The 12,142-nt window shown below is 72.0% G+C and carries 11 protein-coding genes; 3 read left to right on the forward strand and 8 right to left on the reverse strand.

Translation table 11 applies throughout. The features are described 5' to 3' along the window. Positions 1 to 7: 7 nt before the first annotated feature. From asd to LQK93_RS01695, 3 genes are all read left to right on the forward strand, one after another. Positions 8 to 856 carry an archaetidylserine decarboxylase gene (gene asd / locus LQK93_RS01685; RefSeq protein ID WP_374969851.1) on the forward strand — a complete coding sequence of 283 codons (849 nt, stop codon included), beginning with the start codon at positions 8 to 10 and terminating at the stop codon, positions 854 to 856. A gap of 67 nt (positions 857 to 923) precedes the next feature. Beyond that, complete coding sequence (locus tag LQK93_RS01690) at positions 924 to 2,894, forward strand: thioredoxin domain-containing protein (protein WP_374969852.1); 1,971 nt, start codon at positions 924 to 926, stop codon at positions 2,892 to 2,894. 89 nt (positions 2,895 to 2,983) lie between these two features. Beyond that, positions 2,984 to 3,781, forward strand: coding sequence for a response regulator transcription factor (locus LQK93_RS01695; RefSeq protein ID WP_374969853.1), 798 nt, complete (start codon positions 2,984 to 2,986; stop codon positions 3,779 to 3,781). 136 nt (positions 3,782 to 3,917) lie between these two features. Here the strand turns inward: LQK93_RS01695 and LQK93_RS01700 are convergent, their stop codons facing one another. The 8 genes from LQK93_RS01700 to LQK93_RS01735 all read right to left on the reverse strand — a co-directional run bounded on the left by LQK93_RS01700 (position 3,918) and on the right by LQK93_RS01735 (position 12,120). Continuing rightward, a complete protein-coding gene (locus tag LQK93_RS01700) occupies positions 3,918 to 4,412 on the reverse strand; it encodes a hypothetical protein (RefSeq protein WP_374969854.1) in 495 nt (164 codons plus the stop codon). 469 nt (positions 4,413 to 4,881) lie between these two features. After that, entirely contained in the window at positions 4,882 to 5,721 is an 840-nt protein-coding gene (locus LQK93_RS01705; RefSeq protein ID WP_374969855.1) for an FAD:protein FMN transferase, read from the reverse strand. 31 nt (positions 5,722 to 5,752) lie between these two features. Further along, a complete protein-coding gene (locus LQK93_RS01710; RefSeq protein ID WP_374969856.1) occupies positions 5,753 to 6,316 on the reverse strand; it encodes an FMN-binding protein in 564 nt (187 codons plus the stop codon). Positions 6,317 to 6,383: 67 nt separating this feature from the next. Further along, positions 6,384 to 7,799, reverse strand: coding sequence for a ferric reductase-like transmembrane domain-containing protein (locus tag LQK93_RS01715; RefSeq protein WP_374969857.1), 1,416 nt, complete (start codon positions 7,797 to 7,799; stop codon positions 6,384 to 6,386). A gap of 131 nt (positions 7,800 to 7,930) precedes the next feature. Continuing rightward, the gene (locus LQK93_RS01720; RefSeq protein ID WP_374969858.1) at positions 7,931 to 8,626 is read right to left on the reverse strand and encodes an SRPBCC family protein; all 696 of its coding nucleotides are present in this window, start codon (positions 8,624 to 8,626) and stop codon (positions 7,931 to 7,933) included. 142 nt (positions 8,627 to 8,768) lie between these two features. Then, the gene (locus LQK93_RS01725; RefSeq protein ID WP_374969859.1) at positions 8,769 to 9,551 is read right to left on the reverse strand and encodes a TSUP family transporter; all 783 of its coding nucleotides are present in this window, start codon (positions 9,549 to 9,551) and stop codon (positions 8,769 to 8,771) included. Then, positions 9,548 to 10,345 carry an HAD family hydrolase gene (locus tag LQK93_RS01730; protein ID WP_374969860.1) on the reverse strand — a complete coding sequence of 266 codons (798 nt, stop codon included), beginning with the start codon at positions 10,343 to 10,345 and terminating at the stop codon, positions 9,548 to 9,550. The genes LQK93_RS01725 and LQK93_RS01730 overlap by 4 nt, the downstream gene beginning before the upstream one ends. Next, on the reverse strand, positions 10,342 to 12,120 hold the full coding sequence (locus LQK93_RS01735) for a proline--tRNA ligase (RefSeq protein ID WP_374971431.1): 1,779 nt from the start codon (positions 12,118 to 12,120) through the stop codon (positions 10,342 to 10,344). The genes LQK93_RS01730 and LQK93_RS01735 overlap by 4 nt, the downstream gene beginning before the upstream one ends. Positions 12,121 to 12,142 lie beyond the last annotated feature (22 nt).

Raw genomic sequence — 12,142 nt, forward strand, 5'->3', positions numbered from 1 at the left:
GTCAGGCGTGCTCGGCCGACTCCTCATCCTCCTGCTCTCCGTGCTGCCCAAGCACGCCCTCAGCCGGGGCGCCGGCTGGCTCGCCACACGCCCCATCCCGAAGCCGTGGCGTGCTCGGGTGCACGGCGCCTACTGCCGAGTGTTCGGCGCTCGGCCCGAGGAGGCGGCCCTCCCGCTCGAGGAGTACCCGACGCTCAACGCGTTCTTCACCCGCACGCTGAGGCCCGGACTCCGTCCGGTCGCTGCCGGCGCGATCGTCTCGCCGGTGGACGCGACCGTGGGGGCGTACGGCACCGTGCGGGACGACACCCTCGTGCAGGCCAAGGGGCGCAGCTACTCGCTCGCCGCCCTGCTCGGCAGCCGGGAGCTCGCCGACCGCTTCGAGGGTGGCACGTACGCCACGCTCTACCTCTCCCCCAAGGACTACCACCGCATCCACGCGCCCCTGTCCGGCGACGTCACGGCGGCCACCTACATCCCGGGCGAGCTCTGGCCCGTCAACGTCGCCGCCGTCGCCAACGTCGCCGACCTCTTCGCGGCCAACGAGCGCATCGTCGTCGAGCTCGACGCCGCGAGCGGCGGCCGTCTGGCGGTCGTCGCGGTCGGGGCCACGATGGTGGGCATGACGCGGCTCGCGTTCGACGACCTGCACACCAATGCCCGTCGCAGGGAGGTCCAGCGCCACCACTACGACAGGCCCGTGCGCCTCGAGGTCGGCGCTGCGCTCGGGCACTTCGAGTTCGGGTCCACCGTCATCCTGGTGTGCTCACCCGAGGCCGGCGCCATCGAGGACCTCGCGACCGGCGCCAGCGTGCGCATGGGCGAGCGCATCGGCTCGCCCTCCCACCCAGCCTGAGGCGCCGCCACCGGGTACGGGCACGACGTCCGCCCGCCCCTGCCGACGCCGGAGAGAGAGTGTCCTCATGACGAACCGTCTCGCTGCCGCGACGAGCCCCTACCTGCTGCAGCACCGCGACAACCCGGTGCACTGGCAGGAGTGGGGCGAGGACGCCTTCGCCGAGGCGCGCCGGCGCAACGTGCCCGTCCTGCTCTCGGTCGGCTACGCGGCCTGCCACTGGTGCCACGTCATGGCCCACGAGTCCTTCGAGGACGAGACGGTGGCCACGGTCCTCAACGAGCGGTTCGTCTCGCTGAAGGTCGACCGCGAGGAGCGACCGGACATCGACGCCGTCTACATGTCGGCCGTGACTGCGACGACGGGACACGGCGGTTGGCCCATGACGGTCTTCCTCACACCCGAGGGCGAGCCGTTCTTCTGTGGCACCTACTTCCCCCGGGACCACTTCCTGCGCGTGCTGGCCGCGCTCGACGAGGCCTGGCGCACCCGCGAAGACGAGGTGCGCGCCTCGGGCACGCACATCGCCACCACCCTCGCCGGAGCGCTGCGCCCCCCGACGCCGTATGCCGTCGAGCCCAACGCGCTGTCCTCTGCGGTGGAACGGCTCGCGCGTGAGTTCGACACCGTCGCGGGCGGTTTCGGGGGCGCACCGAAGTTCCCGCCGTCGATGGTGCTCGAGTTCCTGCTCCGCCACCACGCGCGTACGAAGGACACGCTGTCGCTCGACATGGCCTCGCGCACGCTCGAGTCGATGGCGCGCAGCGGCATGTACGACCAGCTCGCGGGTGGCTTCGCGCGCTACGCCGTCGACGCCCAGTGGGTGGTGCCCCACTTCGAGAAGATGCTCTACGACAACGCCCTCCTGCTGCGCGCCTACACCTCCTGGTGGAAGGTGACCGGCGACCCCCTCGCCGAGCGCGTCGTCCGGGAGACCGCGGAGTTCCTCCTGCGCGACCTCGCGACGCCCGAGGGCGGCTTCGCCTCCTCGCTCGACGCCGACGCCGACGGCGTGGAAGGTCTGACGTATGCGTGGACGCCGGCCCAGCTGCAGGGCGTCCTCGGCGAGGACGCCGAGACGGCTGCGGAGCTGCTCGTCGTCACCGCGAAGGGCACCTTCGAGCACGGCGCCTCGACGCTGCAGCTGCCCGTCGACCCCACCGACCAGTCGTGGTTCGAGGGGGTGCGGTCCCAGCTGCTCGCGGCTCGCGCCGGGCGGCCACAGCCCGGACGGGACGACAAGGTGGTCACGTCGTGGAACGGGCTCGCGCTGTCGGCTCTCGCCGGCGCCGGCGCAGCGTTCGAGCGTCCCGACTGGGTGGAGGCCGCACGCCGGTGCGCCAGCCACCTGCTCGAGGTCCACCTCGTCGACGGCGAGCTGCGACGGGCCTCTCGCCGGGGGACCGTCGGCTCGGCACGAGCAGTGGCCGACGACCACGGCAACCTGGCCGAGGGCCTGCTCGTGCTGTACCAGGTGACCGGCGAGACCGCGTGGCTCGATGCCGCCGACGGGCTGCTGCAGGCCGCTCGGGCCTTCGCGGCCGAGGACGGCGGGTTCCACGACACGGCGCAGGGAGCCGAGTCGCTCTACCTGCGGCCGCGCAGCGCCGCCGACAACGCCGAGCCCGCCGGACAGTCGGCGCTGGCGGGGGCCCTGGTCACGCTGGGAGCGGTCACCGGTGACAGCCGCGCCCTCGAGGCCGGCGCGCGGGCGACGGCTGCCGGGCTGGGCCTCGCCGTGCGCGAGCCGCGCTTCGGCGGATGGTCCCTGGCGGTGGCGGAGGCCCTCCTCACGGGTCCGCTCCAGGTCGCCGTGGTGGGCAGCGGTGCGGACGGAGACGCCCTGGAACAGGTCGCCCGGCGGTCGCCGAGCCCGGGCCTCGTCGTGGTGCGAGGTGAGCCGGATGCTCCGGGGTCTCCCCTGCTCGCCGACCGGCCACTCGTCGCGGGCCGCGCCGCGGCCTACGTCTGCCGCGGGATGGTCTGCGACCTGCCCGCGACGACGCCGGAGGCCCTGGCCGCACAGCTGACGCCCTGACCTGCGGATCCCGCTCAAACGTAGTGCTGCGACGTGCCGATGGTTGCGTTCTGACCAGCGCAAGCCGCGCATTCTGCAACAATCAGGCCATGGTGAGCCCTGCCCGTACTGCCGTCGTCGTCGAGGACGACGACGACATCCGTGAGCTCATCACGCACAGCCTGACGATGCAGGGCTTCCACGTGGCCGCGGCGTCCTCCGGTCTGGCGGGCCTCGACCTCGTGGTCTCGAACGACCCCGACCTCGTCACCCTCGACCTCGGTCTGCCCGACCTCGACGGCATCGAGGTGTGCCGTCGAGTGCGCGACGTCAGCCAGGCGTACGTGGTGATGATCAGCGCTCGCACCGACGAGATCGACCGCCTCATGGGCCTGGAGATCGGTGCGGACGACTACCTGACCAAGCCGTTCAGCCCGCGGGAGCTCCAGGCGCGCGTCAACGCGATGTTCCGACGTCCGCGCACCGGGGCATCCGTCCGGCCGGACGCGGCCCCGTCGGCCGCAGCCAGCCACTCCACGCTCCTTGGTCCTGGAGCGTCGCCGAGCAGCCCCGTCGCGACGGTCCAGGCCCCACCGGTCGTGCGCCACGGGCGCATCACGGTCGACCCCGAGGGCCGGGTCGTCACCGTGGACAGCCACGAGGCCGAGCTGACCCGCACGGAGTTCGACCTGCTGACGACGCTGCTCAGTGCCCCGAGGCGCGTCTGGTCCCGCGCTGTGCTGCTCGACAGCCTCTGGGGTCCCGGCTGGTCCGAGGAGCACCTCGTCGAGGTGCACGTCGGCAACCTGCGCCGCAAGCTCACCAAGCTCGGGCCGGCCGGCATGCGCGCCCCCATCCGCACCGTCCGCGGGGTGGGCTACCGCATGGAGGAGCCAGACGCGTTCTGACCGGACGGCCACGGGTCGCCCGCCACCGCCCTCCGTCGATGCGCACGGGCGGCTTCTGCCGCCCACCTCCTGCAGTCGTGCCAGGCCGAACCGGGTCGGTCGCCCCGTCCTCGCGCTGCGGCGCGCGGCGCGCCGCTCAGGAGATGGAGGAGAGACCCGGGCGCTCCAGGTGCGACCGGAGGGCACAGCGAGCACGGTCGGCGAGGCCCAGCATGGAGCCGCCCCGCTCGCAAGCCAGGTCGGGCTCGCCCCGGTGCACCGCGTCGATGACGTGGAGCACGGCGGCCTCGAGGCCCACGAGACCCACTGTGGCGGAGGAGACCCGCAGGCTGAGCAGGACGTCCATGGCCGCGACCTCGTCGCGGCGGGCGAGAGCCGAGTCGGCGCGGGCCAGCCGGGCGTCGAGCATGCGCAGGTAGGTTCCGGCGATGGACCGGGCGAGCTCCTCGCTCTCCAGCTCCTGGGCCAGGCGGATCAGCGCCGCCGGGTCGAGCTGCTCGTGCTGCTCGACTTGCTCGAAGGGCTCCAGCGCGTCCGTCGGATGCGGATGGCCCGAACTGGCCGTGACGTCGGTGGACCGGTCGGCGGAGAGCCGGGGAAGCCCGGTGCGGACGCGCTCGTGGGCGGCCATGGCTGCGTCAGCGCTCTCGGCGCACGCAGGCAGGCGGCAACGTAGGGGCCGGCTCCGACGTCACGCAGGCGGCTCCGGCTCCTGCCGCCCGCGCGATGACTGTGGCAGAACCGAGCGGGGCGGACCAGCCTCCCACCAGCTGTTCCGCCCCGCTCGGGTTCTCTCTCCCCACCAGAGTCCTCGAGTGGGCCCGCCGTCCGGGGGGCGTGTCGTGACCGCGCACCGGCACTGCAGGGTCAATGCGAGTGCTGCTGGTCATCACGCCCCCACGGATCGGCGGGCTCTCGCCCGAAGGTCTTGCGTCAGCGGGCCGGTCCCCCAACCGGTCCTGCTGACAAGGACGACTCTGCCGCGCCACCTGCAAGAGCCCAGAGCTCAACCACGCACGGTTTGCTCAAGAATCGTGCAAGGCGTCGCCCGGGCTGGGGCCCGCCGCCGATGCCTGCCACGGGGCTTCTCCGCACGAGCTTCACAGGACCGTCGAGCTGTAGTCGGCCGCGTGGTGCGCGAACGCGTCGTGGGTGTCGGCGGACCCGACGAACAGGGCCGTGGCCCAGATGTCGGCCCAGAGCAGCGTGGGTCCGGTCACCGTCACGGACCCCGGTCGGCCCACCATCTGCCCCGACGCCGGGTCGTAGAGGTGGGCCCCGCGCGCCGCGGTCCCGGAGGTCGCGACGGCTCCACGTGCCAGCGAGAGCGTGTGGGCGATGCGCCGTCGATCCCGGGGGTCCTCCACGCCGACACGCCAGACGATGGCGTCCGCGCCGGACGTCGGCAGGTCGGCATGCGCGCCGACCAGCACGTCGCCGCCCGCATTGATGCAGAACGAGACCCGCTCGAGCTCGAGCAGCGGCGCCGAGGCACGGTCGACGGCCCAGCCCTTGACGAGGCCGGTCGGGTCGAAGGCGAGGTCGCCCTCGCCCGTGGGCAGCAAGGTGGTGAAGGCGCCCCGGGTGGCGGCCTCGGCCTCCTGGCCCAGCCGGAGCGCCTCCTCGACCAGCGGGCTGCACTGCGAGATGGGCACCTCCTCGCGGCGCAGCCGCATGAGATCGGAGTCGTCCCGGTAGGTGGAGAAGATCGCGTCCATCTCCCGAAGGACGGCAAAGGCCTGGGCCACGGCACGCTGTGCTCGCTCGCCGTCCACTCCTTCACCCCGCAGATGGATGGAGACCGGGATCCCCATGACCGGCTCCACCCAGGCCCGGCGCTCCGGAGCGGACGCCGGAGCAGGTGCCGCGGCCGGTGTGCCGGGTGCGCCGGCTGGCGGGTCGACGGGGGGTCGCACGGGAGGGTTCACGGGCGTGCTCATGCTCTGCTTCCTGGTGTCGAGGCCCTGGGGCTCAGAGGTTGGCCCGGTCGATGGCCGACTGCAGCGACTGGGTGTATCCCTGCCACGTGTAGGTCGCGCCCGAGACGACGTCGATCTGCGCCGACTGGGCGCTGACAGCCTCCTGGTTGTAGACCGGAACGGCCATCGCGTTGATCATCTCGTCGTGGCGGTCGTTCATCGGCACCTGGAGCACGTCGGCCGCGGTGATCTTGCCGTTCTTGACGGTGATCTGCACCTGGACGTTGCCGTAGCGCGTCATCACCGCGTCGCCGGAGTAGGTCTTGGCCGTGCTCGAGCTCGGGGCGCTGCCCGATGAGCCGGACGAAGAGCTACCGGATGCGCTGGATGACGACGTCGAGCCCGACGCCGCCGAGGGGTCCTGGCCCGCCGAGTCGGTGGACGAGGCAGAGGACGAGCCGGGTGTCGAGCCCGTGCTGTGCGAGCTCTTGCCGGTCGTGGTGACCTGGCGGCTCTCGGCGGCCACGAGCGCGGTGGAGCTGCGGGAGGTGTGGTAGCTGAAGAGCAGGACGAGCACGGTCAGGGTGCTCATGGCCCAGAGGACGATGCGGCGCATGTGGGGCTCGATTCGTGACGTGGGTTCGATGACGGGAGGGCCGGTCGACGGCTCGCCGCCCGGGGGCTCAGTAGGTGAACCGCTCGTGGTGCACGGTGTCCGGGGGCACACCGGCCTCGCGTACGGCCGTGATGACGGCGTCCATCCAGCCGGCGTTGCCGCACACGTAGACGTCGCGCTCGGCGATGTCGGGGACGATCCGTCGCAGCGCCTCGGCATCCCCGAGGTGTGCAACCTCGGCGGGCAGCCAGCTGTCCCGCTCCCGGTTGCGGTGGCCGACGACCGCGACGACGCGACCGCCCTTGGCACGGGCGAGCTCGAGCAGCTCGTCCGCCAGGACGATGTCGGACTGCCTGCCGACGCGGTAGATCACGACGACGCCGTCGGGCGCTGCCGGCAGCTCCTCGAGGATCGCCCGCAGCGGGGTGATGCCGATGCCAGCGGCGATGAGCGCCGTCCTGTCGGCGGTGCGCACCCCGGTGTGCAGTCGCCCGTACGGCCCCTCGACCATCACCCGGGTGCCGGGGCGCAGCCTCGCGAGCCTCTCGCTCGAGGCACCGACGGCCTCGGCGGTGATCCGAAGCGTGCGGCCGTCAGGGGCCGCGGACAGCGAGTACGGGTTGCCCCTGGTCCAGCCGGCCCCGTCGAGGAAGCGCCACTGGAAGAACTGGCCGGCCCGCACGGGAAGGCGGTCGAGCCGGCGACCGCGCACGACGACCGACGTCACGGTGGGCGACTCGGCGACCACCTCGGAGACGACGAGGCGGTGGCGGGCGGAGCGCACGATCGGCAGGCCCAGCCTGTAGACGAGCACCGAGACGAGGGCGAACGCGTACAGCCCCCACCAGAAGACCGTGGCCGTGGTGTTCGTCGTGAAGTCCTGGCCCGTCCAGAGCTGGTGCGGCAGGGCAAGACCCGCGCCGAGGTAGGCGTACAGGTGCAGCAGGTGCCACGACTCGTAGCGCAGTCTCGCGCGGGCCTTCCTGACCGAGGTGACCACCACGATGACGAGCGCGACGGTGCCGGCCAGCGCGAGCAGCATGCCCGGCGAGTGCAGGACCTGGTCGACGAAGATGGCGATGATTCCCAGGTCGGTGCCGGCGCTGTAGCCGACGGTGATCAGGACGATGTGGGCGACCATGAGGTTGAACGAGGTGAAGCCGACGAGCCGGTGGACCCTCGCGAGCTCGTCCTGGCCCCAGGCCTGTTCGACCATCGGGATCCGCGCCATCAGCAGCACCTGCAGCAGCATCAGCACCGAGGCGACCAGGCCGGTGAGCCGGCCGATGTTCGTGACGCCCTCCCCGAGCGAGCCGAACGCCGTCAGGCCTCCTCCGGCGACCCACAGCGCGACGACGAAGAGGATGACGCCCCAGGCGAAGACGGCCGAGGCGTCCCTCCACCAGCGAGGGGTCGCCGCGAGGGCCGGGAGCGCCGTGGGGGCCGCGAGGTCACGGCTGTCGGGGAGCACGAGTGAGCTCATGGCACTCAGGGTCGAGCCCGCTCCTGTGCGCCGGCTGTGGCCCCGTCTCTACTGTCGTATGAGGCGCCGGAGGATGCGGAACAGCCGAGCCCCACCGTATGCGTGGGGCTCGGTGGTCACGGAGCGAGGGGCTACCAGCCGATGTGCGCGTCGCCCGGCGACTCGTCCTCGTCCGCGCCGAGCGGGACGTCGGAGGGATCTGCCTCGATCTCCTCGTGGGTCAGCATCCGGATGTCGTCACCGGCGCCGGTCCCGAGGGCCCACTCGGCGTCCGCGCCTGCCTGCCCCGCTCCCTCCCGGGTGGCTCCGGTCTGCCCACCAGCGGGCTGGCTGGCACCGACCGTGCCGGCCGTCACCCCGCTGGTGGAGTCGCCCGAGTCGCCGGAGTCACGCGACCCGCCGGTCGCGTACCCCTCGGACTCGACGAACTGCTTGAACCGCTCGAGGTCGTTCTGCGCCTGGTTCTGGACGATGCCCGCCTTGTCGCCGACCTTCTCGACGAGGCCCTCCGGCTCGTACTCGAGGACGAGCGTCACGGACGTCTGGCCGCCGCCGAGGTCCTCGAACGTGACCACGCCCGCGTTCGTGGCGCCCTCGGTGGCCGCCCACGTGATCTTGAGGTCCGGGACCTGCTCGAGGATCCTTGCCTGCCACTCACGGCGCACTCCCGCGATCTCGGCCACCCAGCGGAGCCGGTCGTCGCCGAGCTGCTCGACGCTCCGGACGCCGCCCATGAAGCGCGGGAACTCCTCGAACTGCGTCCACTGGTTGTAGGCCCTGCTGACCGGGACGTTCACCAGGACGGTCTTCTCGACGCGCGTGGTCATGCCATCTCCTTCAGGGTCGACAGCGGGCGGCACCAAGGGCCGCCGCACCGAGCTGTGGCCCACCCGTGCCCACGGCACCCCGCCCCAACCGCCCCTTCATCTTTTCGGGCGACGTCGCGAGGACGTGTGCGATGTGGGCGGCCTACGGCCACCACCCGAGCAGGCTACCGCCGATCTTGACGATGAAGGCGCTGACGATGGCGACGAAGAAGCCGCGGACGAAGCCGCTCCCGCGCGCCACGGCGGTCCGTGCGCCGACGTAGCCGCCGAGGAGGTTGGCGCCGGCGATGACGAGGCCGACCTTGACGATGACCAGGCCCATCGGCGCGAAGACCGTGAGTGCGCCGAGGTTGGTGGCGAAGTTCGCGATCTTCGCCTTGGCGCTCGCCTCGAGGAAGTTGTAGCCGAGCAACCCCACGAGCGTGAAGACGAGGAAGCTGCCGGTGCCCGGGCCGAGGGCTCCGTCGTAGCCGCCGATGACGAAGCCGGTCAGCATCGCGAGCACGGTGTGCCGGGCTCCGTGGAACCGCCGGATGGACTCCTTGCCGAGGTCCGGCTTGAAGAGCGTGTAGCCCCCGACGAGCACGAGCAGCACGAGGATGATCGGGTTGAACGCCGACTTCGGGATGTGCAGCCCGACGAGGGCTCCCCCGATCGACCCGACATAGGCCACCACCGCCATCGGCATGGCCGTGCGCAGGTCGGGGCGCACGCGTCGGTAGAAGGTGACCGAGCTCGTGGCAGTGCCGAAGATGGAGCCGAACTTGTTCGTCGCGAGGAGCTGCGCCGGCGATGCCCCCGGCAGCCCGACGAGCAGCGCCGGCAGCTGCACGAGGCCTCCCCCGCCGACGACGGCGTCGATCCAGCCGGCGACGAATGCTGCCGCCGCCAGGAAGGCGAGGGTGGTCAGGGTCGGGTCGCTCACGCCCCGGCGCCGTAGGGGTCGGAGCCGTCGGTGCGGTCGTTCCACCGGGCGACGATGTCCACGACGTCGAGCAGCTGGTGGGCGACCGCGTCCGGGGCGGCATCGACCGGCATGCGCTGGGCCGCCGGGATGTCGGAGTGCGGCACGAGGACGGCGCGCATCCCGACCTGGTGTGGCCCGTGGATGTCCTCGAAGAGGCGGTCGCCGACGTAGACGCTGTGCTCGGGCGCCACGCCCACGGCTTCGCAGGCCAGGCGGAAGGCATCCGGGTGCGGCTTCACGACGTGGATCTCGGACGAGTAGACGTCGGCGTCGAGCAGCTCGAGGACCCCGTCGCGCGCGAACACCTCACGGTGGTAGGCGCGGCTCCAGATCGTGTTGGACAGCACCCCGACGCGGATGTCCATGCGCTGCAAGGTCTCCCAGAGAGGACGCACCTGCGGGTCGGTGTGGGTGTGGGGCTCCCAGAAACGTTGGTATGCCGCGAGCGCGAGGTGGTGCCGGTCGTGCTCGGGGTCGACGCCCGCCTCGGCCAGGATGGCGGCGAGCGAGGCGCTCTGGTGGCTCTCGCGGCCCCTGCGCCACGCCCGGTCCTCCGCCTCGTGGATGCGCAGGGCGAGCGAGTCGGCCTCCGCGAGCTCGTCCAGGGGCATGTTCGGGTCGTCGACGGCCAACCCGTGCACCGTGCGCGCGTAGACGCGCCACTGCTGCGGCACGTCCACCTCGTGCCACGGGGTGAGGGTGCCTCCCCAGTCGAAGATCACCGCCTGGACGGGTCGGCCTGCTGCGATCACGAGCGCTCGACCTCGGCGGTGACCTCGGCGGTGAGCGCCGCCACGGCGTCGTCGACGGCGACCTCTCGGCGCTCGCCGCTGCGCCGGTCCTTGATCTCGACCGTGCCGCCCGCGAGGCCGCGCCCGATGACGAGGATCGTCGGGATGCCGATCAGCTCGGAGTCCTTGAACTTCACGCCGGGGCTCACGCCCTTGCGGTCGTCGACGAGGACCTTCAGGCCCTGCGCCTCGAGCTCGCGGGCGATCTCCTCGGCCTTGACGAAGAGGGCGTCGTCCTTGCCGGCGGCGACGATGTGCACGTCGGCCGGCGCGAGCTCGCGCGGCCAGACGATGCCCGCCTCGTCGTGGTTGCCCTCGACGACGCACGCGACGGCACGTGACACCCCGACGCCGTAGGAGCCCATGACGACGGTGACGAGCTTGCCGTTCTGGTCGAGCACCTTGAGGTCGAGCGCCTCGGCGTACTTCGTGCCGAGCTGGAAGACGTGGCCCATCTCGATGCCGCGGGCGGCGGAGAGCGTGTGGTCGCAGTTCGGGCACGAGTCGCCGGGCCGGACCTCGGCGGCCTCGATGGTGCCGTCGGCGGTGAAGTCGCGGCCGGCGACGAGGTCGATGACGTGCTGGCCGGCGACGTTGGCGCCGGTGACCCACCGGGTGCCCTCGGCGACGCGCGGGTCGAGCAGGTAGCGGATGCCCGAGGTGCCCTCGAGGCCGAGCGCGCCGGGACCGATGTAGCCCTTGACGAGCGCCGGGTTGGCGGCGAAGTCGGCCTCGGTGAAGGCCTCGACCTCGGCCGGCTCGACCTGCGCGCCGAGGCGCTTCTCGTCGACCTCGCGGTCACCCGGCACGCCGATCGCGAGCGGCTCGCGAGTGCCGTCCGGGTTGACGAGCGTCACGAGGACGTTCTTGAGGGTGTCGCCGGCTGCCCACGGCCGGTCCTCGCGGGGGAACCGCTCGTTGAGGTGCGCGACGAGCGTCTCGATGGTCGGGGTGTCGGGGGTGTCCTCGGCGTGCGCGGCCGGGACGCCGTCCCAGCCGACCGGGCTGGGAGCCGGCACGCGCACGGCCTCGACGTTGGCGGCATACCCGCAGCTCGTGCAGTGCACGTAGGTGTCCTCGCCGACCTCGGCGGTGGCGAGGAACTCCTCGCTCTTGCTGCCTCCCATGGCGCCGGCCATCGCCTCGACGATGACGTAGTGGAAACCGAGCCGGTCGAAGATGCGGACGTAGGCCTCGCGGTGGAGCTGGTAGCTCTTGTCGAGCCCGGCGGCGTCGACGTCGAAGGAGTAGCTGTCCTTCATGACGAACTCGCGTCCGCGGAGCACGCCGGCGCGCGGACGCGCCTCGTCGCGGAACTTCGTCTGGATCTGGTAGATCGACAGCGGCAGGTCCTTGTAGGAGCTGAAGAGGTCCTTGACCGCGAGGGTGAACATCTCCTCGTGCGTCGGCCCGAGCAGGTGATCGGCGCCCTTGCGGTCCTGCAGGCGGAAGATGTTGTCGCCGTACTCGGTCCAGCGGCCGGTCGCCTCGAAGGGCTCCCTTGGCAGCAGCGCGGGGAAGAGCAGCTCCTGGGCGCCGATCGCGTCCATCTCCTCGCGGACGATCCGCTCGACGTTGCGCAGCACCCGCAGGCCCAGCGGCAGCCACGTGTAGACGCCGGGGCTGACGCGGCGGACGTAGCCGGCGCGGACGAGGAGCCGGTGGCTCGGGACCTCTGCGTCCGCCGGGTCCTCGCGAAGGGTTCGCAGGAACAGGGACGACATGTTCAGGGCCACCGGGACTCCTCGTAGGGCTGTC

Origin of the sequence: Terrabacter sp. BE26 (genome assembly GCF_041941675.1) — a bacterium.
Classification (GTDB): Bacteria; Actinomycetota; Actinomycetes; order Actinomycetales; family Dermatophilaceae; genus Terrabacter.